The sequence below is a fragment of the Nostoc sp. genome, from assembly GCF_036917395.1.
Classification (GTDB): domain Bacteria; phylum Cyanobacteriota; class Cyanobacteriia; order Cyanobacteriales; family Nostocaceae; genus Nostoc.
In genome coordinates this window covers 77,002-98,658 of the sequence record NZ_JBALDI010000009.1, presented here as the reverse complement: position 1 = coordinate 98,658, position 21,657 = coordinate 77,002, and the positions used below count along the sequence as shown (strand labels likewise).

Below are 21,657 nucleotides of genomic sequence, written 5' to 3'. Positions count from 1 at the left end.
TCAGAATATTGAACTCAAACCAACTTGAAAAACTCTACCCCCATCAGGAAAACCAGGGAATAATTGGTATCTCTGGTTAAATATATTATCTACACTGCCTGTTAACACTAATGTATCACTAAGAGTAACCCGCATTTTCCAATCAAAAGTAGTGTACCCAGATAAAGATTCTGTATTGGTATTGTTTATTGGATACGCACCCAAAGAATGCATTAGTATTCCCGCATATAAACCTTGACGAGTTTCGTAAGAAAGTCCTGCATTTAAACTATCTGCACTGGCGAACCGTAATTCTTTATCAACTTCGGCTGAGTTTGTACTTTTTAAAATCCGCGGATCATTTGCTGTATAACTAACAAAGGCATAGATATTCTTCGTTATCTGCAAATTTAAAACTGCTTCGATTCCTGTAGTACGAACTTTACCAATATTTTCATAAGTAGCTACAGGAACAGCAAAGTTATAGGCGATTAAATCTGATATTGTGTTGTTGAAATAGGTCAAGCGTAACAGACCAAAATTGCCTATTTTCTGGTCAATTCCGATATCATAACTATCGCCTTTTTCTGGACGAAGATTAGGATTACCAACGTAACTACCACCATTTGCATATAAGCTAAAAAGATTCGGTGCGCGAAAATTCTTGATATAATTAGCTCTCACGGTGGTAGAGTTGGTAAGCGCAAATTTTGTCCCGACACTCGGTGATGTAAATGAACCATTTGTCAAGCTGCTAAAATCCTGGCGTAAACCTAAGTTGGCAGTGAAACCAGGAGTAAAGTTAATTTCATATCTAGCAAATAGCGCCCCTTGACTAATACTATCGTCGTAAGTGACTGTTTTTGTATCAACAGAAAAATCGAATGTATTATTAGTAGCTGATACATTGCGATAATCAAAGCCATAAACTAGGGTTTGATTATTAGCAAATTTCCAATTGTGTTGTGCTTGCAATCCGTAAGAAGCTTGCCTATTATCATATCGTGCTTGGGATGAATTGCGACTATCAAAGCGAGTGTTGAGGAAATCTGCATAAACTCTGGCTGTTAGCAGCGAATCATTCCCACTTCCTAATTTTGAGTTCCAGATTAAATCGGTGAGAACTTGGTCTGTGTACTTGCGATCGCTATCCGTCAACGAGTTAAAATAACCTTGACCATATAATGGTTCAGGAATCGGTACTCCTCCTGGTACTCCTTGGTCTTTACCTAAATATAGGGTTGAAAGGGTTAGGGTGTTGCGAGAACCTAAATTCGCCTCTAACTTGACATTAAAGTTATTGTAGAGAGTGTCATTATTTTTCCTGGTTCCCTCAAAGTTGGCTTCTGGGATGGAAAAAGGATAATTATTTTCGGCTTCGGTACGGTTGTAACCTACAACCCAAGAAATATTCCCTACTCTGCCGCTACTGTTGATAGTCTGCTGATTTAGTCCATACGCGCCAAGGATGACTCCCGCTTGTGTTGTCACTTTTTCTGTGGGACGCCGAGTGATAATGTTAATCACTCCCCCAATCGCATCAGAACCATAAAGGGTAGAACCACCACCTGGTAATACTTCCACTCTTTCAACAATATTGGTAGTAAATTCTGAAAGGTCAAAACCACCGGAATCTAAATCGTTAATCGGTCTACCATCAAGCAAAATCAAGACTTGTGCAGAGTTAGAACCTCGGATAAATTGACCGCTTAAGGCGTTTACTTCTGTGCCAACTGTACCATCAGGCAAGATACCAGGAAGAAATTTTAGCGCTTCTCTGACAGTTTTAGCACCTTGCGCTTCCATTTCTTCACCGGTAATCACATAAACCGGACGGGTGGAATCTTTCACTGTCCCCTCGCGGCGAAAGGGTGAGTAAACGGGTTCATTCAATAGCTTGTCGATGACTGTCAGTTCAATATCGGGTTCTTCTGTGGATGCTGGAGGATTTTGAGCAATTCCTTCTGGTTTTTTTTATTGCTACTGGAGTATTTTGAGGTGTAACTTCTGCAACTGGTTGTAGGTCTTTTGCAGTACCTTCGTGTTGGGGAAACTCTGATATTAATGTAATTTCTGTGGCTGTGGTGTTGTGATTACCGCATAGTATTCCCAAAAGGATAGTCAAATTAGACACAACAACTTGAATTTTCCAACTAACAACAAAATTAGTAGACATTTATGATCTAAGCAACCCGTATAACTAAAAATTTGACGAGATTAAAACAAAACGTTCTAAAAAGTCACTGAAATCTACTGATAATGTTTCATCTGCAATTTCAGGGACGAGATAGTGATAGTTAGTATCAAACCACTTGGTCATTTCCAACGCTGGAATTCCTTCTCGACCTCGCGCCATTGCAAAGTAACGTTCTAACCCACTAAATTGTTGGAATCTTTCAGGAATTAGCCCAAAACGAAATATCCAGTCAAGTACATGGTCGTAGAGAGTTGTGTCTCCAATCCCAATGCGATCAATTCCGGCTTCCAATTGGGTTTTCCAGTTAGATTCCTCAACTTGTCGCACGGTTTGTAATAATGACTCTGCCTCTAGCTTGCCACTCCAAAATGCTTCTAGTGCTTTTTTAACTTCCCGATTTTTACCAATACGAGGATAGCCTAATGTTGCTGTTTGAATCTGCATTGATTTCTGTTCCTTTGAAGATTAATGATTTAGGTAGTAGTGATTGGGAATTAGGAAATTTTATCCAGTCATCAATTAACAACAACTTATGTTTAATTTTGCCCACTTATTAGTGGCGGAATCTTCGCTAAAATACCCTTTTTCAAAGGTTCAGGTCGTTCTGACCAAGGCAATAAACCATCAGACTTGGTATAGTATTGACTCGCACATTTCAGTACAGCAGATGCACAGCCATCAATTGGCAAATCTCCAAAAAGATAGGTTGATTTTCCTTCTGCTACAAAGGCAATGACGCAAGAACGGTTACAAGCACTCATACATTCAACTGGCTGAATTGAGAATTTTTCTTGTAATTCCCAACCTTGTGAGAGTTCCTGAAGCCGCTGTAGAAGTTGTTCGCCTCCACTGATACCAACTTGTTTACCGTTTTGCCACACGCTGGCGCAGGTTGTGCAAACAAATAAAGTATGTTGTTTGTCAAGCATTAATTTTGAAGTGTGTAGGAATAAATCTGAATCGCAGATATCATTCAGCGTTGTCAAAGCTGAAGTCTAGCGTCGCTGACTGCCGCAATATATCTATTGCTAATAATTAGCAATAATTAACTAGTCGCTCAGATGATGAGGCTGAGAAAAACTAGGAGGTGTAATTTGTAGCTTAAATCGAGTGTCTATAATCTTGTAGGAAGCCGTAATCTATAGCGAATCTCTGGCTCTTTAAAGAAATGACACTGAATAGTGGAAGAAATATTTATACTTTTTTTCATCTGTGCCTCGCAGACGTGTAGAACTGATTAGCCAACTTCGGCGGGCATTCTGACTCTGAGACATGAGTCTCATTACAGCTGCGGGACAGCGCCGGATTTACACCGGACTTTCCCCGTTTCCTCTGGTGGCTGCTCCCCACCAGAACCGACAGTTATACGTCAGATTACCATAGTTGCTGTCTGGATGCAAATTTAGTTGTGAACAATTTTGAGAAATATTCCAATTATCGATATCACTCACGCAATATGGAATATATACTGGTGCTACCATTAACACCCATAAAAGAAATCCCCTAACTTCAGTACAGGGGACTTTGCAGACATTGTGGATTTAATAAAAACCAACTTTTGTCGGGTGTGTTACGTTGATAACATCCTTTGTGAAGGCTACAGTTTAATCCAGATTCCTTAAGGTAACTGAGTTAATTTTGGTTGCTCAAGGTATGTATATACCAATTGGGAAACTTGACGAACAAAATCCCTACCTCTGATGTCATTGTAAGGTCTTCTCACAAAAATGCCTGCTAAGTAACGCTTGCCATTGGGCATCTCAACAATACCTGCGTCCCCAATGACAAACCCTATATCCCCTGTTTTATGAGCAATTAGCGCTCCCGAACCCAAACCAGCAGCTAGCAACTTTTTGTTATGGCAATGACTTAAGATGTCTAAAGCCTGGGAGCGACTCGCATCTGAAATTAACTTGTGATACTGAATTAATGCTGACAATTGCACTAAATCGGCGGGACTAGTCGTATTAGTTCCTTTGAAGTCTCCCAACAAATGACGAATTACAGTATTTTTCAGTCCCCAACTGCGAAACCGCTGATTCAATATAGCTTTACCACCCAAACGGTCAATAATCATGTTTGTGGCTGTATTGTCGCTGATAGTAATCATTTTGTTTATGGTTTGCAGTACAGTCAACTTGGTTCCCACACGTTGATACTGCAAGTCTCCAGAGCCACTTGCAACCAAGTCTCGCCGCATTACCAAGGTGTCATTTAGCTTAACTTTGCCAGCGTCTATTTTCTCAAATAAAGCAATCAGAATTGGGAACTTAATCGTACTCGCGGCGGGAAATACTCTGTCGCCACTAATATCCAAATAATTACCCGTCTCTAAATCCACAAAAAACATCCCCGGCTTGAGAAAACTGTAGCGAGCCATCAAGGCATTAATTTGAGATTTTAGTTCTGGTAGTTCCTGACCTAAAGCAACTACCCCAGCAAACATAGAAGCATTGACTGGTTTAGTGAGTATATCTGGTGGACTGGGCTGATTAATACCTGGAATATTTTGTAAAGGCGCTTGGCGTTGGAATAAGAGAAGTTGAGATTTTTTCTGGAAATTAGGGGTAATAGAGATTGGTATTTGAGAGGATTGTTCCCCAGTTTGTATTCCCCATTCCAAAATTCCCGTCGCAGGCATTTTTTCTTTTTCAATTGATGATAATTTGATCACCCAATGAGAGGGAGAATCTCCCTTAACTATTACACTTTGCGGAAAGACAGTGTAACCGGGTGCTAATTCAATTACGAGTCTGGTCGTCTGGGGGTCAAGCTGTCCTATCCGAATTTCTCGAATTGCTGAACCAAAGTTTTGTTTGGTTGCAGGATAGTCCAAAATAGTTCCCGATAAATCAATGACAAGCCTTTTGGGGTTATTAATTAAATAAACTCTAGGTTGAATACCTGAGTCAGTGGTTAGGTCAAGCTGATTTTGAGTGGGGTCAAAGTGCCAGGATTCTAATCGAGTTGCTTTTGCAGGAGAGGATAGTAGCAAAATACTAATTAAGCTCAACAATAACCAGCGTAATTTCATACAGTATAGCGAGGAGAATATTGAATTTTTTTAGAAAATATTTGAAAAGGTCTTTTGCTTTCATACTTAGCACAGTGAAGCATCTCAGTAAATGCCTATAACCTCAATCAATTTTCCGCCCTAACCAACCAAAGTATTAACAGCAAAACTATACATTATGGGAATTTCAAACGTCCTCTTACAGAGATTTGTTGGAAAGTGAATGAAACCAGAACTGATTGAAAATCATAAGCAAGAAAATATCTAATGTCAAGAGTTTTGGATGATAAATAAATACTGATGCTGTAAATATAGATTCGATTTGATGAAAGTCAGTATAATTTAATTTACACCTGTTAAAAAACGGCTGGACAAAGTTTTCACAAATTACTATAGAAGCCTCCATGCGATTGGACTGCAAACCATAAGATTCTTCATTCTCAATGTCAGTCTATTTTTAGCATTCAAATTTAATTTGAATTGTTTTCTAAATAAATATCAATATATATACTATTAATTATGAGAATTTCTTAATTATTTTTACAGTAGATTAAAGATATTCATTAATCAAAAAAACTGTAATATATGGTGGATAAATAAAATTTAATTACCCACTTTTTGAATAAATAGTTTTGAAGTTTTTAAGACTATGGTCTTGGAGTTTTTAACTTTGCTATTAAAGCTTTATACATCGCAATTGGGACAAAGCGATAAAACCGGAAAGCTGATTTTTTATTTTCGATGAGTCTCATTGTGTTTTTGTTCCTATTGAGAGGGTATGCTGAGGTTGAAATTCTGCCCATTCTTTGCACACAGTTTGATAACATTGCGGTGGTGTAATTGGTAAATTAGTTAAATAGAAAAACTCAGCTTGATGACCATATTCCAACAAAAAGATAACATCAGTTTGCGGATTATACTTATCTACAGCTTCGAGAATATGAGCATTTATGAAGTGTCTTTGCAACAGTACGGTATCGGGTGCTGCTAACCAAGCATTTAAGAAAGCTGCGAGATTTTTACGCGGGATAAAATGCGCTTTAAATGTTTCGCCAGCCATACCTAAATGCGGAGAGTTGGTACTGCAAATTATAACACCACGCTCTCCTCCTAAATAACCGATCCAAGCGTTGTAACCAATTGCTAATATATTGGTGGCGAGAAAAGCTTGTTGCCAATCTTGGGTATTTATTTCTGGGGTCATCTTGATTAAACTCCTTTTGATAACTGCCAGGAATTTGTAAGTCCCATGTAATAATCTATCGCTGCATTTTGGTAGCGAGTAGGTTTCGGAATATTGCTTGATTTTGGCTTGAGCATTGACAAATAAAGTAAGTTTTAGGGCATTAGGGTTGGATTAAACTCTGACCAACGCTTGCAAACTTGTTCGTAGCAATCGGGTGGAGTAATTTTTAATTGGTGTAAGAAATTAACCTCAATTTGAGGTTCAGCTTTTAGCACCAGAAGAATATCTTGATGGGGATTGTATGTTGCGATCGCTGGGAAAATTGATGAAATCATGGATGAGCAGATTGATTGCGATATAGCTCCACAATCTGGAAACGAACGCAAGTAAAACCTAATCAGATCGGAGGGGAGAAATTGGAGGGTGAAGGGAACTGTATCAAGACTTGTAATTGTCGGGTGAGTAACTTGAGTATCCACATCACAAATAACAACTCCCCGCCCAAATGACTGAAATCCCTTCCATCCTGTGTAACCGATTACCAGCAGATTGTTATGGATAAAGCTGTTTTGCCAGTAACCAAAATTTCCTTCCCAGACACTCTTAGAAGGTCGCATTCACTTCCTCCCCCAACACCAATGACTCAATGCGAACCTGCTCAAGCTCCCGTCCAATCAACACTAATCTTGTTTGACGGGGTTCATGGGGTTGCCAAGTCCGGTCATAAAAGTAGTCAAATCGATTACCAACACCCTGTAATACCATACGCATGGCTTTATTCGGAACTGCCACGAATCCCTTAATTCGATAAATTTCTTGTTGTTGTACCAATGTTTGCAAGCGTTTAATCAAGACAGCCGGCTCAAATGCTTGGTCTAGCAGTAATTGCACTGCATTAATCCCTTCATCATGTTCGTGTTCGGCTTCGTTGTCGTGGTGACTGGGACGACTATCTAAGTTATCTTCTACCGCAGCGTTGAAACCGAGTAACAAATTGCTACTGATTTCACCGTCTTGGCAAGGAATGACTTTTACACCAGGAGATAAACTCTGCTTGAGCCAATCCTGTACTCTAACTTGCGTTTGGGAATCAACGCGATCGCTCTTTGTCAACAACACTAAATCAGCACAAGCCAGCTGATCTTCAAATAGTTCTTCAATCGGTGTTTCGTGTTCTATGCTAGAGTCGGCTTGTCGCTGTGCTAAGAGAGCTGCTAAATCGCCTACATATTGATTAGTTGCCAACGCTTCACAGTCCACCACAGTGATTACGCCGTCCACTGTAGCCCCTGTGCGAATCTCTGGCCAGCGAAATGCTTGCACCAATGGTTTTGGGAGTGCTAGTCCAGAGGTTTCAATCAACATACAGTCAAGGCGATCGCGTCGCTTCAGTAATTCTTGCATCGCTGGCAAGAATTCCTCTTGCACCGTGCAGCACAGACAACCATTGGTGAGTTCAACAATGTTACTGTTGGAATCTTCTTCATCATCACAAACTCGGCAATCACGCAAAAGTTCGCCATCAATTCCGATTTCTCCAAATTCATTCACCAAAACAGCAATGCGTCGCCCCTGATTATTTTGGAGTAAATGGCGAATTAGTGTCGTTTTACCTGCGCCTAGAAATCCTGTAATGACTGTGACGGGAATTTTGTGCATATAAATGTTGTTTGTTGATTAATTTTGCAATCACAAGAAAGAAGTTTCAACCGCAGATATCATGCTGTAGAGACGTGGAATTTTCCCTCTCTACTAATTTGCAGGTGATGTGGAAGGTAATTGAATTTATTCGGCGTGAACATTAGCTAAATAAATAAGCGTATCCATCTTTTTCGTGAATAGTTACGCCAAAGAGAATTAGTGCGAGCGATCGCGCAATTTGTACCCCGAATTAATAACCTACCATCTCATAGAAAGCTGTAACCTGTAGCGTCTTGATATGTGTGGCTATGAGATTGTATTGCCTAGTAGTTGTAGAAATCTTCATAAAAATACTTATCTGTGCCTCGCAGATGTACAAAATTTACAAGTCAACTTCGGCGGGCATTCTGACTCACAAGGCAAGCCTTGATTACAGCTGCGGGACAGCGCCGGATTCACACCGGACTTTCCCCGTTTCCTCTAATGGCTGTTCCCCACTAGAACCGAGATTCTTTTGCATATTAACATAAAAGTGCGCTTGTGTTGAGTCATAAATGAATAAAGAGTGCTGAGTTAAAAAATCGGGTCAATTACTCAAGACTGTGGATTCTTCACTGCAATAAGTAGTGAGTACTTTCTACTTCACTCAGCATTACTGAAAAAATAGCGATCGCAATTATAAATAGACATAGGAGTGAAAATTAATTCTGCGTAGACATCTAAGGGAATTTTACACATTTGGGATGCTCCCGGTTTTAGAGAGGGCGAGAAATTAGCAATAAATTATTTTCCGTGAATTCTTCGTGGTTGCCTGAATTTAACAAACAACTACCCGAAGTCAATAAACGACTGCCCGAATTCAATAAACGACTGCCCGAATTCAATAAACAACTGCCCGAATTCAATAAACAACTGCCCGAAGTCAATAAACGACTGCCCGAATTCAATAAACAACCGCCCGAATTCAATAAACGACTGCCCGAATTCAATAAACAACTGCCCGAATTCAATAAACAGCGGCAATAATGTTGGTTTAGCCGCCTTCAGCACTGATTCAGTCTTTGTCTCAAATTCTGCTTCTTGTTTTCCTTTACAAAATCAGAAGCTAAATGTTTAACGCTACCGTGCCATTGCTCACTTCCTCGCCAGATATAGCCTCAAGTTGTGGCTAGCAACTCCACAGCCCGGTCATCAGTCGCAGCAGTAGCCGCCGCAGGAAAGACCAATAAATGGAAACTCAAAATTGGTCATCATGCGTAGGCGCAACCCGCCGCAGGCATCGCTACCCAACCAAGCTTGAGGGAGTTTCTTTAGCAAGGTTTCTGTCCATCAATTCTGTACTCCCGTTCGCCCGCACAGCGCGGAACATTCCAAATCGACACAGCCCTACACCAAACGCCAAACGCATCAACAAAAACGTCGGCACCTCGCGCACAGACTTGAGGAAACCAGACAGTCCATAACGCAGAAATCCGCTCGGTCGAACCACCCCTTGCCAAAGCGAATCTAACCAAGAAGGAAGCGTTTCTTGCGTCCAGTCTGCCGTAATTACCTCTCCCTCGACTAAGGAAGTCTCTGCTAAAAGCTCAGAGAATCCCTCAATGCTAGAAAAAGCTGGATGAGACCACTGATCTAGGAGTTGTTGCATCACTGGTTTCTCCCAGAAATTTAGTGGCTTTTGGCGGTCATCCCTCTGATTCCAGTCAGCTACAACCAACACTCCACCGGGTTTTAGCACCCGGATTAATTCTCTAGCAAAAACAGCTTTATCTGGCATGTGGGGGCCTGCTTCAATTGACCAGACCACATCAAAACTGGCATCTGGAAACGACAATGCCATCGCATCATCGACCGCAAACTGGGCGTTTACCTCTTGGGGCGTTAACTCCTGGGCACGTTTCACCTGCTGTGGGCTAATCGTAATCCCTGTGACAGCAAACCCATAATCTCGCGCTAAAATCCGGCTGCTGCCCCCAATACCACAGCCAACATCTAAAACGGTAGTACCAGGAGGTAATTTTTCTATTCCACCCCATTTAACCATTTCATGTACAAAGTCAGATTTAGCAGCCAAAAAATCCTTCTGTCGTGGCGGCGAACCGTAATGACCGAGGTGAATGTGTTCCCCCCAATAAAACTCTAAGATGCCGTCAGTAGTCCATTGATCGTAGGAATTGGCAACTGTAGCTGAAGATTGATACTTGCGGGCAGTCAAGAAATAAGTCGCAATTACTACCACCAAAAGCAGAAGAAAACCAATTAAAAAATATAATGAAGTTGACATTGTTTTGAACGCTCCTCTACGCCTACCGTAGATAGATTTATTGCACGAATCTCGTAGCCATGAATTTTGTAGCAGGAACCCTTGACAAGAAAGCAGAGGGGTAGAAGAGAAAGAAGATTTACTTTTGGAGTCGAGCTAACGGTTTGCTCGTTGCTCGTCCCGAATCAGACGAGCGATGGCGTAACCGCCCGCAGTCGGCGATGCCTACGACGAGCAAAGCTAACGCAGTATAAATTTTCCCATACATCGACATTGCAATATTTTGCATACCTCGAATAATTCTCCCTGGAAGTAGACGGGGCTTGTGTTTGTCTTGGGGAATCGTTTGTTTGACAAAGGGATGAACAGCAGTGGGAATCTTCGCGGCTCTGTGAAGATAGAATTTCGGCATGATGATTAACTGAAGTATTAATCTAGTAAATTAGCAATTTCTATGCATAATTGAGAAACTATTTATTCGGTATGGAACAGGACTGTGTAAGTCATCCACGCCATTTTCTACCTGTTTGCAACAACTTCCATCTGTTAATTAATCCAGCGTTTCGTTTTTACTGCAACTATTTTTAAGCGATATTCCCACAGAGAATAGCTGTCACCATCGCTGCATCAGTCATACGCAATTTATATTATTAATTAATCGCCTACCGTCTCATAGAAAGCCGTAACCTGTAGCGTCTTGATATGTGGGGCTATGAGATTGTATTGCCTAGTAGTTGTAGAAATCTTCATAAAAATACTTAATCTGTGCCTCGCAGATGTACAAAATTTACAAGTCAACTTCGGCGGGCATTCTGACTCACAAGGCAAGCCTTGATTACAGCTGCGGGACAGCGCCGGATTCACACCGGACTTTCCCCGTTTCCTCTAATGGCTGTTCTCCACTAGAACCGAGATTCCTCTGAATATTAACACAACTGTGATTTGCTTGCATAAAAATCAATGGTCGATCTATACTGGCATTCGTCATTAATCGGAGCAAGTTTCATTCTTTACCAAAGCTTGCTCTGAATTTTTATTGGACAATTCTTTTGCAATTTTTCAACCCAACAAACTTTTTCGGGTTGCCAGCGTTTTTTGACATAGCGCTGACAATTTTTTTCCATTTTTGCAATTATTCTTCTAAAATTTATCAACACATCTTGTATGCAAGCTCCATCTACACTCTCCAACAGCTCCACAACGGATATCCATGTCATTCGTCGTGATGGAACGACTACACCGTTGGAAATTAATAAAATTCGCACAGTGGTTAATTGGGCTTGTTGTGGACTTTCAACAAATTCCATTGCTCTAGAAGCACATCTGACAACTCGATTGCGTCCCGGCATTACCACGCGAGAAATTCAAGATAATTTAATTCGCTGTGCCTTGGATTTGTGTAGTCCTGAAGAACCTGATTGGCGCTATGTAGCTGGCCGCTTACATATTTGGAGTTTGTGGAAAGAAATAACAGTTAGCCGTGGCTATCAGTACGGGTACTATGCTCGGACTGTACATTTCAAAGTTCTAGAAGAACAATACGATCGCCGCATCTTGACCTACTCTCCTGAAGAGTTAGAGATTGCTAACACTTGGATTAATCCTGACTGGGATGCCGATTATGATTATGCGGGAGCAGTATTACTGACAAAGCGATATCTTTTGGCAAATGAGTTGCCTCAAGAAGCATTTTTGACTTGTGCGCTATTGATTGCCTCCGTGGAAACACCAGATAAACGATTAACCTGGGCAAAGCAATTTTATGAAGCATTAGCGAATCGTCAAATATCTTTAGCAACACCCATTCTGGCGAACTTGCGGATTCCCAATGGCTCCCTTGCTAGTTGTTTCATTACGGCAATGGACGACAATTTGGAAAGCATTTTTGGCGGCATTCATGATGCGGCTCGCATTTCCAAAAATGGCGGCGGTGTGGGAGTAAATCTGTCTCGAATTCGAGCAACAGGTAGTTGGGTGATGGGCAAGGCAAATGCATCAGGTGGTGTAGTTCCCTGGATTAAGTTGTTAAATGATACAGCGATCGCAGTTAATCAAGGTGGACGCAGAGCAGGTGCTGTCACTGTGAGTCTAGATGTTTGGCATTTGGACTTACCTGAATTTTTGGAAATGCAAACCGAGAGTGGGGACGGGCGACGCAAAGCTTATGACGTATTCCCGCAATTGGTTGTCAGTGACGAATTTATGCGGCGAGTAGCAGCAGATACAGAATGGACTTTAGTTGATCCCTATGAAGTGCGAACTCGGTTAGGCATTGAACTAGCTTCAACTTGGGGTGAAGCATTTGAACGTGCCTATCTTCAAATCGAAGCCAGTTTAGATGACTCGATTACACTCTACAAACGGGTAAATGCGCGTCTTTTACTCAAACAGGTGATGCGAACCCAATTAGAAACCGGGATGCCTTATTTATGGTTCAAAGATACCGCGAACCGAGCTAATCCTAATCAGCATCAAGGCTACATTCCTGGTGGAAACCTTTGTCAAGAATCATGGTCAAATGTGAAACCTGGTGAAGAAGCACATACGTGCAATCTTGTAAGTATTAATCTTGCAAATTTAGAAAATGAGCAGCGAGCAGAGATTTGTCAAATTGCAGTACGTATACTAGATAACACGATTGAACTTACTTCACCGCCATTTGCTGCTAGTGCCACTCACAACGCCAAATATCGCACAATTGGGGTAGGCTGTATGGGATTAGCCGATTGGTTAGCAAAACGTCATCTCAGCTACACCCATCTTCAGAAAATCAGCGATTTATTTGAAGACATCGGTTACTATTGCACCGCAGCATCGATGGAATTAGCGAAGGAACGGGGTGCGTATCCTGCTTTTGGGGGTAGTGAATGGAGCAAGGGACATTTAATCGGAGCAAAGCCTGTGGATTGGTTTAAGCAACACGCTAGTCAACCAGAACGCTTTTTACAACTGAGTCAGGATATCAAACAACATGGGATTCGCAATTCACATATTACTGCGATCGCACCTAACACTTCTTCATCTTTAGTTCAGGGTTGTACAGCAAGTGTTTTACCCGTTTACAGCAAATTCTTTTATGAAAAGTGGGCCAAGGGTTCAGTACCAATCGCACCGCCTTACATTCAGGATAATCTATGGTTTTATGTCGAAAATAAGACACTAGATCAGAAAAAAGTGGTGAAAGCGATCGCCACAATCCAACAATGGATTGATACAGGAATTTCAATGGAATTGCTATTTAACCTAAACGCTGGAGTCTATTTCCCCGACGAACCAGAGCGCTCTCTTACCGCTGTTGATATTTTTGAAACCCTAATGCTGGCTTGGGAATTGGGTTGTAAAGCAATCTACTACATTCGCACCGTCCAAAAAGACAGTTTCAAAGAATCGAACGAGCAATGTGTTGCTTGTGCAAACTAACTAGGGAGTAGGGAGTGGGGAGTAGGGAGTAGGGAGTAGGGATCTTAATTAGGGAGTAAGATATATTCTCCGTCCCAAGAATTGTCATGGAAGCAGTAATTATTATTCCCCATTCTTCCCCCTACTCTCTACTCCCTACTCCCTACTCCCTAATTAAGATCCCTACTCCCTTTCAATTGAAAAATGTACCAACAAAGACAATCATTAATGCCAATTAATCCCGTTTTCAATCCGAACGGGAGTGATAATACAGCAAACCGTTTAATATGGTTCGGGGAAACTACAAATTTAATGCAACTCAATGATGTTCGCTATTCCTGGGCTGTGTCTCTCTACCGTCAAATGCGAGAGAACTTCTGGGTTCCCGAAAAAATAGACATTACTCAGGACGTAACAGATTACCTCAATCTCACGCCTGGTGAACGACGTGCATTTGATGGCATCCTCAGTTACCTAACGTTTCTCGATTCGGTGCAAACCTGTAATGTGCCTCACATCAAAAACAGCGTGACTGCACCAGAAATAGCGCTGTGCATGGCAGAACAAATTTCCCAAGAGGCGATGCACAATCAGTCTTATCAATACATCATTGAGACGGTGATTCCGAGCGATCGCCGGACACACGTCTATGATTTCTGGCGGAGCGATCGCATTCTCAAAGCTAGATGCGAATTCATCGCCGGACTATACCAAAAGTATGTCGATAACCCGACACCAGAAAATTATTTCGTATCGCTGTTAGCCGATTACTTGTTAGAAGGATTGTATTTCTACAATGGGTTTATATTTTTCTACAATCTGTCATCACGGATGCTCATGTCTGGGAGTGCCGATATCTTTAGAATGATTAACCGAGATGAACTCTCCCATGTGCGGCTATATCAAAAATTGATTCCAGAAGCGATGCAAGTTTTCCCCCACAGCCACGAACAAATTTATGAAATGTTTGCTTTAGCCGTCGAGCATGAATGCAAGTGGACAGAACATATTGTCGGAGATGATATTCTTGGCATTACAGCCAATAGTACAGGACAGTACACCAAATATCTGGCAAATGCTCGTTTAAAGGCGATCGGTTTAAAGCCATTATTTCCAGAAGCTATCTACAAGAAAAGCCCCTATGCTCACTTGGAGCGTTTCTCAGATACCAAAAAAGAAGCCAATACAAAAGCCAACTTCTTTGAGGCAAGTGTCACCAGTTACGTCATGTCATCAAGTATTGAAGGTTGGGATGATTTCTAAGAGGGGTTTATAAAATATTGGTTTAGATGCAGAGACGCGATATCTCGCGTCTTGAAAAATACCTAGAAAGCAAAAGGCAATCACATCCTGAACCTATTTCATCAACTTCTTCGGATGTTTTTGCATAGTTTGATATCTGGTAAAAGAAGGTTCAGGTCGTTCTGACCAAGGCAATAAACCATCAGACTTAATATAGTATTGACTCCTCACTAGCTGACACAGATTGCGTAGGCGTAGCCCGTCGTAGACATCGCTGGTGTCTTAATTTTCACCAGCTAGAGGTAGATGGATAGTGAATGTACTACCCTGCCCTGGCTCAGATGTCACATCGATTGTGCCTTGATGTGCTTCAATAATACAGCGAGATAGATATAGTCCCAAACCACTACCAGAACGCTGGTGTTTACCTTGGCGAAATCGCTCAAATAATATTGCCTGGTCTTGTTTAGAAATTCCCGGCCCCGTATCTTGGATATCAATAGTCACATCTGCTGGAGTGAGATGGCTATGAATATCTACAGAACCTTTGTCTGTAAATTTGATAGCATTGCCAATGATATTTGTCAAAACTCGCCGCAGTTCTACGCGATCGCCCATGATGGTGCTAGCATCACCTCTATCAATGTTTACAACTAATCCTTTTTCTTCAGCTAAGGGAGTTAATTCTTGGGTAACTTCACTAACTAATTCCTGAATATTGCAAGGAGAAATTTTTAAGGTTTTACAGCCTGCCTCATGACGATAAACTTCTAGCAAGGTGTTTACCATTTCCAGCAGGTCTTGGTTACTGCCAATCATGGTATCAATTATTTCTTCCAATTGTGGCGAAACTTCGCAAAATCTGCCTGACAGCAATAATTTTAATACGCGGTTGGAGGCTACCAGCGGTATGCGTAAATCGTGAGTAAAACGCGAGACAAAATCTGTCCGCAGGTTAGCCATCTGATCTCGTTCGTCGATACTATGTTTGAGGCGCAAAAGCGATCGCACTCGTGCATGTAATTCATCAGGATCGAATGGTTTACGAATAAAGTCATCTGCACCAGCATCAAGTCCTTCAACAACGCTAGACTCATAGTGAGCTGTGAGCAGCAGAATTGGGATAAATGGCAACGCCGGATTCTGTCGGATGCGGCGAGTAAATTCATAGCCATCTACCTCCGGCATCATCACATCTAACAGAATTATGTCTGGTGGTGACTCCTCAACCATAGTCAGAGCAATTTTGCTATCTTCTACCAAGTGAATCTCATAGTCGTTATCTTCTAGGACTGCTTCTAAGACCAGTAAATTGTCAAAAACATCATCGACAACGAGAATTTTATCTTTTTTAACAGTTTTAGTTAAAGACATGGCTAAATAAAAAAAGAAGTGCTTGGCTATCCCTAGCAAATCTAGTAATAGCTTACTTTACCAGCGCTGAGATTATTAAGGATTGACATTTTCCTTTAAAGTTTCTCAAATTAAATATCTGAGAATTGTACGTAATTACACTGCTTCTTTAATAAAAAATGTATTTATTAAAAAATATTACTTTTTTACAAGTATCTTAGCTGTCCGATTATCCAACCAATATCTCTGCCTGGATGCTAGGGTGAGGTAGTTTAGTCCCTTTTATGTGCATCATCCTAGCCACTGCAAGGGCAACTATTTAGTAGTCACCCACTCTTGCTAGCTAGCTAGGGGATTTTCAGAAAGGAGTTGTTTACCATGAAACATTTATCCTCAAGTAAATGTATAAAAATATTTTTTGATCGAATTATATTGTCATATCGAAACTCTTGCTTTAAAAAAACTTCCGAGATCAGGTTATTTATGTCTAATGGTAGATGAACTTATGGTAATAATACCAAATGCATTGCTTTTTGGATAAAATCCCGAATAGATGAACGAGATTATTTTAATCTGTACTTTAGATAGATAACAGTAAAATTAAGCAACTATGAGTGAAATCAAGATCCTCGTGATTGAAGATCACAACCTTACGAGAATCGGCTTACGGGCTGCTTTGCAAACCGACCCAGAGTTAAACATTGTTGGTGAAGCAGCCAATGCGGCAGAGGGCATCAAGCTTCTGAAAACTCTCAAGCCCGATGTTGCTACTATTGATATTGGCTTGCCTGACATGGATGGAATTGAGCTAACACGCACATTTAGGCAATATCAAGCCGAGAATGAAGATTATACAACAAAGCTGCTAATTTTAACGATGCAGAATAGCGAACAGGCAGTTTTAGCAGCATTTGCAGCAGGTGCAGATTCTTATTGCATGAAGGATATCGAAACTGAGAAACTAGTAGAGGCTGTACGAACGACCTATGCAGGTAGCTCATGGATCGATCCAGCGATCGCAGACCTTGTACTACAACAAATACGTCAAGATTTCCCCGATGGTAGCAGAGGAGCAGCTGGAAAAAGAGTCTTGATTGAAGGTATTGACCCAGATGTCGAGAAAAATATAGTCAGCTATCCTTTAACTCATAGGGAGATGGATGTTTTAGAGTTGATTGTCGCTGGATGTGACAATGCAGAAATTGCTAAAAGGCTCTATCTAACAGTCGGTACTGTAAAAACTCATGTTCGAGGTATTCTGAATAAACTCTGTGTTGCTGACCGTACACAGGCTGCTGTCCGGGCTTTGCGGGCTGGATTAGTACCATGAGTGAGTAAATCAACTACTTAGATAGCAATTTCCCCAGTAATTTTTAATTCCTTGAAAGCGGCTACTGAACTATCCACCTCAAAACTGCAACTTTTTGAATCGATGCTGTGCTAACGAAGTGCTTGTTCATAATTGTTTTTCGGTCAAAGCTGTTAACAGGGACAAAACTTTATGAAGAAATTGTTACAAACTTGAGTAGAATGACATAATTGACAAATAAGTATTTTTTCTCATATACATGATAGCGGATCAATTTCCCTGGCTTACCGCGATTGTCTTGCTGCCACTCGTTGCTTCTTTGCTCATTCCTGTACTGCCTGATAAAGATGGCAAGCGCGTGCGGTGGTATGCACTGGGTATAGGTATCGCAGACTTTGCTTTGATGTGCTACGCCTTTTGGAAGCATTACGATGCCAGCAGTGCTAATTTTCAACTTGTGGAGAATTATGCCTGGATGCCTCAGTTAGGTTTGAACTGGGCGGTATCAGTCGATGGACTTTCAGTTCCCCTTGTGCTTTTAGCAGGATTTGTCACTACACTCTCAATATTTTCGGCCTGGCAAGTTAATCACCGACCTCGCCTCTTCTATTTTCTGATGCTGGTGCTGTATTCTGCACAGGTAGGCGTGTTCGTTGCCAAAGACTTGCTGCTATTTTTCATTATGTGGGAAGTAGAGCTGATTCCCGTCTACCTACTAGTCTGCATTTGGGGTGGGCAAAGGCGTCGTTATGCGGCTACGAAATTTTTGTTGTATACCGCAGCGGCTTCTATATTTATTTTGGTGGCAGCCCTGGCAATGGGGCTATATGGCGGCGGTAAAATGACATTTGACATAACCGCCCTCGCCAGCAAGGAATATCCTCTTGGTTTACAACTGCTACTTTATGCAGGGTTGCTGATTGCATTTGGTGTCAAGCTTGCTGTTTTTCCGATGCATACTTGGTTGCCTGATGCCCACGGCGAAGCATCCTCTCCTGTATCGATGATTTTGGCTGGTGTATTGCTGAAGATGGGCGGATATGGACTAATTCGCCTGAATCTTGAGTTGCTTCCCGATGCACACATTTACTTTGCGCCCATTTTAGCCATTCTGGGTGTTGTGAATATTATCTATGGTGCATTGAACTCCTTTGCTCAGACCAATATGAAGCGGCGTTTAGCTTATTCGTCGATTTCCCACATGGGATTTGTATTGCTTGGGATTGCGTCTTTCACTGATTTGGGAATCAACGGCGCGATGTTGCAAATGATTTCACATGGTTTGATTGCATCAGTGCTGTTCTTCTTAGCAGGTGTTACTTACGATCGCAGCCATACAATGGTAATGAAAGATATGGGCGGTATTGGTCAAGCCATGCCCAAAGTCTTTGCCCTGTTTACAATCTCCGCGATGGCATCTCTGGCACTTCCCGGTATGAGCGGCTTTGCTGGCGAACTCTCGGTATTCGTTGGTCTGACAAGCAGTGACGTTTACAGTTCGACTTTCTGCACCGTAACGGTTTTTCTAGCAGCAGTTGGAGTCATCCTCACACCTATTTATCTACTTTCCATGCTGCGAGAGGTATTTTATGGTCAGGGTGCAGCACTCATCTGCGACATTAATAATGCAGGCTCAGAAAATCAAGAAGATGAGGGAACAGTTTGTTTTGGTACAGACTGTCTGGTGCCAGAAGATGCAGTCTACGAGGATGCTAGACCGCGTGAAGTGTTTATCGCTGCCTGTTTTCTGCTGATGATTATTGGTATTGGTTTCTATCCTAAAATGGCGATGCAGATGTACGACGTGAAGACCGTAGCAGTGAATGCTAATCTTCGCCAGTCTTATGCCATAGTCTCGCAAACAAATCCCCAGATTTATGCTAAGGGATTCTTGGTTGGGCAAATTTCAGAGGTTGAGGTAGCGCCAGTTTTGGGAACTTTGAAGTAACCTTTTTGGCCTTTATTTTTGTGAAAAAGAGTGATGTCTAGGATAGCCACTACGCGCCTAGCTCTTTTGTTAGCAGATAACTTTGACCAAACACTTTACGCAGCCTACAATTAGTGTATTAGATTATATACACGTAGGTTGCGTATGAGTATTACTTCCTTCTTTGATAAACAGAAAGAGCAATCTTTAATCAAAGCTAGAATTGTTGAGAAATATTTTTGGGCTTGGGCAAACGTGATGATACCAAGTGCTAAAAAATATAATTCAAAAATTGCCTACATAGACCTTTTTGCAGGGCCAGGTAGATACGAAGATGGTTCAAAATCAACACCAATAAAAATTTTAGAGACTGCGATTTCTAATCCATATATGCAAAATATGCTGGTGACAGTATTTAATGATGCTGATACCAAACATATTAATTCTCTTCAAGAAGCTATAAATTCAATTCCTAATATTGCAAATTTAAAATCTAAGCCTAAAGTATTTAATCATAAAGTTGGTGAAGAAATTGTCAAGATACTTGAACAACTCAAGTTACCTCCTACATTGTTTTTTGTAGATCCGTGGGGATATGAAGGTTTATCGCTAGAACTTATTAACTCAGTTGTAAAAAATCATGGGTGCGATTGCATCTTCTTTTTCAATTACAAACGCATTAACATGGCTTTAAGTAACGCCACTGTTGAAGAACACATGAATGCACTATTTGGAAATATACGAGCTGATCAAGTACGCCAGCAACTAAAAACACTTCAACCAGGGGAACGAGAAATAACAGTTGTAGAGGCAATTTGCGAAGCTTTAAAAGAAATGGGTGGAGAGTATGTTCTGCCTTTCTGCTTCAAAGATAAGAATGGAAACCGTACTAGCCATCACTTGATATTTGTGAGTAAGCATATTAAAGGCTATAACATTATGAAGCAAATAATGGCAAAAGAGAGTACTGAACAACATCAAGGTGTGCCATCTTTTGAATATAATCCAGCCACTTATAGACAACCGTTACTTTTTGAATTTTCTCATCCTCTTGATGACTTAGAAGAAATGCTCTTGGATACATTTGCAGGTCAAACAATAACCATGCTAGAAATTTACGATCGGCATCATGTTGGCAGGCGTTATATTAGCAAAAACTATAAAGCTGCTCTTAATAATCTTGAAGCTAAGGGTAATATTACAGCAGATCCACCTGCTAATAAAAGAAGAAAGAAGAAAGGTGAACTTACATTCGCCGATTCAGTGAAAGTTACATTTCTACCTAAGCAGTAATTACCAAACTTTCTTTTTTACCTGCTAATTTCAGTGGAGTATCCCCCCATCTCTTTTGATGCCGCTTCCAAGCATCAGGCATTTCATCCCATATTTTACCATCTAGTAATCTACCTCCAGCCTTAGAAGTTCTTCCGCCAATCTGCTTAAAAAAGAATGCAACTTCTGCAGCTTTACACTGGTCATGAATATCTTTTACCCACTCAGTTTTTAGAGGGCGATGTTTTTGTCCTGACTCTCCACCAACAATAACCCAGTGAATATTTGTTAATTCAAGATTCAATTCACCTAAAAGCGGTTCACATGAAAGAAAGCGAACAGTCGCGGGAACTTTGCGAAGAAAGTCAACACGATGAACATAGTTTTGATTTTCGACTGACACACCCAACCAGATATTTTCATGAAATTCTAACTCAGAAGCCAACTCAAGTAACCGCTCAGGTCGTTTTGTTAATATTTGATATATATGCCAAGGAGTTTCATGAATCACTTTAAAGACCTTTTCAATGAAATCAACAGGTACATCTTCATGAAAAAGGTCGCTCATTGAATTCACAAATATTCTACTTGGAGTACGCCATTTAAAAGGTTCTGCTAACCTTTCTGGGTGTAAGGTTAAATCAAATCCATTCTTGAAGTTATTAGGAAAACGTTTAGTGAGAGCTTCTGCATAGCAATGCAAACAACCTGGGCTAACCTTGTTACAACCAGTTATCGGGTTCCAAGTTTTATCTGTCCACTCAATACCCGTGTGCGTACTAGACATATTACATAACCTTGTAAATTACAAATTCTGCAAATTATACTTTTTAGAATCTGTGATTCTTATAGTGTATCTGTACTATAACAGAACTT

At 41.0% G+C, this 21,657-nt stretch carries 18 protein-coding genes and 3 riboswitches; of the genes, 5 read left to right on the top strand and 13 right to left on the bottom strand.

The features are described 5' to 3' along the window. The 11 genes from V7K46_RS06615 to V7K46_RS06570 all read right to left on the bottom strand — a co-directional run bounded on the left by V7K46_RS06615 (window position 1) and on the right by V7K46_RS06570 (window position 10,691). Window positions 1-1,830, bottom strand: a complete 1,830-nt coding sequence (locus V7K46_RS06615) for a TonB-dependent receptor (protein ID WP_442939809.1) — start codon at window positions 1,828-1,830, stop codon at window positions 1-3. Window positions 1,831-1,894: 64 nt separating this feature from the next. Continuing rightward, complete coding sequence (locus V7K46_RS31960) at window positions 1,895-2,155, bottom strand: hypothetical protein (RefSeq protein WP_442939808.1); 261 nt, start codon at window positions 2,153-2,155, stop codon at window positions 1,895-1,897. 24 nt (window positions 2,156-2,179) lie between these two features. After that, window positions 2,180-2,620, bottom strand: a complete 441-nt coding sequence (locus V7K46_RS06610) for a hypothetical protein (protein ID WP_335111787.1) — start codon at window positions 2,618-2,620, stop codon at window positions 2,180-2,182. 92 nt (window positions 2,621-2,712) lie between these two features. Then, window positions 2,713-3,105, bottom strand: a complete 393-nt coding sequence (locus V7K46_RS06605) for a DUF1636 domain-containing protein (RefSeq protein ID WP_335111786.1) — start codon at window positions 3,103-3,105, stop codon at window positions 2,713-2,715. Between the two features lie 303 nt (window positions 3,106-3,408). After that, window positions 3,409-3,552, bottom strand: a riboswitch (cobalamin riboswitch). Window positions 3,553-3,794: 242 nt separating this feature from the next. After that, window positions 3,795-5,210 (bottom strand): serine hydrolase, encoded by a 1,416-nt coding sequence (locus tag V7K46_RS06600; RefSeq protein WP_335111785.1) that lies wholly within the window; start codon window positions 5,208-5,210, stop codon window positions 3,795-3,797. A gap of 727 nt (window positions 5,211-5,937) precedes the next feature. Continuing rightward, the gene (locus V7K46_RS06595) at window positions 5,938-6,393 is read right to left on the bottom strand and encodes a hypothetical protein (RefSeq protein WP_335111784.1); all 456 of its coding nucleotides are present in this window, start codon (window positions 6,391-6,393) and stop codon (window positions 5,938-5,940) included. 134 nt (window positions 6,394-6,527) lie between these two features. Beyond that, window positions 6,528-6,992, bottom strand: coding sequence for a hypothetical protein (locus V7K46_RS06590; RefSeq protein WP_335111783.1), 465 nt, complete (start codon window positions 6,990-6,992; stop codon window positions 6,528-6,530). Then, on the bottom strand, window positions 6,979-8,034 hold the full coding sequence (gene cobW / locus V7K46_RS06585; protein WP_335111782.1) for a cobalamin biosynthesis protein CobW: 1,056 nt from the start codon (window positions 8,032-8,034) through the stop codon (window positions 6,979-6,981). Before cobW ends, V7K46_RS06590 begins: the two co-directional genes overlap by 14 nt. A 362-nt stretch (window positions 8,035-8,396) precedes the next feature. Further along, a riboswitch (cobalamin riboswitch) is annotated at window positions 8,397-8,539 on the bottom strand. 305 nt (window positions 8,540-8,844) lie between these two features. Beyond that, window positions 8,845-9,066 (bottom strand): hypothetical protein, encoded by a 222-nt coding sequence (locus V7K46_RS06580; protein ID WP_335111781.1) that lies wholly within the window; start codon window positions 9,064-9,066, stop codon window positions 8,845-8,847. Between the two features lie 232 nt (window positions 9,067-9,298). After that, the gene (locus V7K46_RS06575; protein WP_335111780.1) at window positions 9,299-10,300 is read right to left on the bottom strand and encodes a methyltransferase domain-containing protein; all 1,002 of its coding nucleotides are present in this window, start codon (window positions 10,298-10,300) and stop codon (window positions 9,299-9,301) included. Window positions 10,301-10,418: 118 nt separating this feature from the next. Continuing rightward, on the bottom strand, window positions 10,419-10,691 hold the full coding sequence (locus tag V7K46_RS06570) for a hypothetical protein (RefSeq protein ID WP_335111779.1): 273 nt from the start codon (window positions 10,689-10,691) through the stop codon (window positions 10,419-10,421). A gap of 372 nt (window positions 10,692-11,063) precedes the next feature. Next, window positions 11,064-11,207: riboswitch (cobalamin riboswitch) on the bottom strand. Between the two features lie 236 nt (window positions 11,208-11,443). Here V7K46_RS06570 and V7K46_RS06565 point away from each other — a divergent pair. Together V7K46_RS06565 and V7K46_RS06560 are read left to right on the top strand one after the other, a co-directional pair. Beyond that, complete coding sequence (locus V7K46_RS06565; RefSeq protein WP_335111778.1) at window positions 11,444-13,699, top strand: ribonucleoside-diphosphate reductase subunit alpha; 2,256 nt, start codon at window positions 11,444-11,446, stop codon at window positions 13,697-13,699. Window positions 13,700-13,906: 207 nt separating this feature from the next. Next, entirely contained in the window at window positions 13,907-14,941 is a 1,035-nt protein-coding gene (locus tag V7K46_RS06560) for a ribonucleotide-diphosphate reductase subunit beta (protein WP_335111777.1), read from the top strand. Window positions 14,942-15,202: 261 nt separating this feature from the next. On the opposite strand, the gene V7K46_RS06555 is transcribed toward V7K46_RS06560, so the two are convergent. Continuing rightward, a complete protein-coding gene (locus tag V7K46_RS06555) occupies window positions 15,203-16,294 on the bottom strand; it encodes a hybrid sensor histidine kinase/response regulator (protein WP_335111776.1) in 1,092 nt (363 codons plus the stop codon). 589 nt (window positions 16,295-16,883) lie between these two features. Here V7K46_RS06555 and V7K46_RS06550 point away from each other — a divergent pair. From V7K46_RS06550 to tcmP, 3 genes are all read left to right on the top strand, one after another. Then, window positions 16,884-17,603, top strand: coding sequence for a response regulator (locus V7K46_RS06550; RefSeq protein ID WP_273762392.1), 720 nt, complete (start codon window positions 16,884-16,886; stop codon window positions 17,601-17,603). Window positions 17,604-17,841: 238 nt separating this feature from the next. After that, window positions 17,842-19,530, top strand: coding sequence for an NAD(P)H-quinone oxidoreductase subunit 4 (locus V7K46_RS06545; protein ID WP_335111775.1), 1,689 nt, complete (start codon window positions 17,842-17,844; stop codon window positions 19,528-19,530). 144 nt (window positions 19,531-19,674) lie between these two features. Next, complete coding sequence (gene tcmP, locus V7K46_RS06540; RefSeq protein WP_335111774.1) at window positions 19,675-20,802, top strand: three-Cys-motif partner protein TcmP; 1,128 nt, start codon at window positions 19,675-19,677, stop codon at window positions 20,800-20,802. Here tcmP and V7K46_RS06535 read toward each other — a convergent pair. Continuing rightward, window positions 20,792-21,568, bottom strand: a complete 777-nt coding sequence (locus tag V7K46_RS06535; RefSeq protein ID WP_335111773.1) for a DUF5131 family protein — start codon at window positions 21,566-21,568, stop codon at window positions 20,792-20,794. The two genes, tcmP and V7K46_RS06535, sit on opposite strands and share 11 nt — an antisense overlap. Window positions 21,569-21,657: the final 89 nt, after the last annotated feature.

What these genes read in the sequence shown, in the direction of transcription:
- V7K46_RS06575 (WP_335111780.1), bottom strand. Translation starts at nt 10,300, where the DNA reads ATGTCAACTTCATTATATTTTTTAATTGGTTTTCTTCTGCTTTTGGTG.
- V7K46_RS31960 (WP_442939808.1), bottom strand. Translation starts at nt 2,155, where the DNA reads ATGTCTACTAATTTTGTTGTTAGTTGGAAAATTCAAGTTGTTGTGTCT.
- V7K46_RS06545 (WP_335111775.1), top strand. Translation starts at nt 17,842, where the DNA reads ATGATAGCGGATCAATTTCCCTGGCTTACCGCGATTGTCTTGCTGCCA.
- V7K46_RS06560 (WP_335111777.1), top strand. Translation starts at nt 13,907, where the DNA reads ATGCCAATTAATCCCGTTTTCAATCCGAACGGGAGTGATAATACAGCA.
- V7K46_RS06555 (WP_335111776.1), bottom strand. Translation starts at nt 16,294, where the DNA reads ATGTCTTTAACTAAAACTGTTAAAAAAGATAAAATTCTCGTTGTCGAT.
- V7K46_RS06565 (WP_335111778.1), top strand. Translation starts at nt 11,444, where the DNA reads ATGCAAGCTCCATCTACACTCTCCAACAGCTCCACAACGGATATCCAT.
- V7K46_RS06535 (WP_335111773.1), bottom strand. Translation starts at nt 21,568, where the DNA reads ATGTCTAGTACGCACACGGGTATTGAGTGGACAGATAAAACTTGGAAC.
- cobW (WP_335111782.1), bottom strand. Translation starts at nt 8,034, where the DNA reads ATGCACAAAATTCCCGTCACAGTCATTACAGGATTTCTAGGCGCAGGT.
- V7K46_RS06550 (WP_273762392.1), top strand. Translation starts at nt 16,884, where the DNA reads ATGAGTGAAATCAAGATCCTCGTGATTGAAGATCACAACCTTACGAGA.
- V7K46_RS06570 (WP_335111779.1), bottom strand. Translation starts at nt 10,691, where the DNA reads ATGCCGAAATTCTATCTTCACAGAGCCGCGAAGATTCCCACTGCTGTT.
- tcmP (WP_335111774.1), top strand. Translation starts at nt 19,675, where the DNA reads ATGAGTATTACTTCCTTCTTTGATAAACAGAAAGAGCAATCTTTAATC.
- V7K46_RS06605 (WP_335111786.1), bottom strand. Translation starts at nt 3,105, where the DNA reads ATGCTTGACAAACAACATACTTTATTTGTTTGCACAACCTGCGCCAGC.
- V7K46_RS06595 (WP_335111784.1), bottom strand. Translation starts at nt 6,393, where the DNA reads ATGACCCCAGAAATAAATACCCAAGATTGGCAACAAGCTTTTCTCGCC.
- V7K46_RS06590 (WP_335111783.1), bottom strand. Translation starts at nt 6,992, where the DNA reads ATGCGACCTTCTAAGAGTGTCTGGGAAGGAAATTTTGGTTACTGGCAA.
- V7K46_RS06610 (WP_335111787.1), bottom strand. Translation starts at nt 2,620, where the DNA reads ATGCAGATTCAAACAGCAACATTAGGCTATCCTCGTATTGGTAAAAAT.
- V7K46_RS06600 (WP_335111785.1), bottom strand. Translation starts at nt 5,210, where the DNA reads ATGAAATTACGCTGGTTATTGTTGAGCTTAATTAGTATTTTGCTACTA.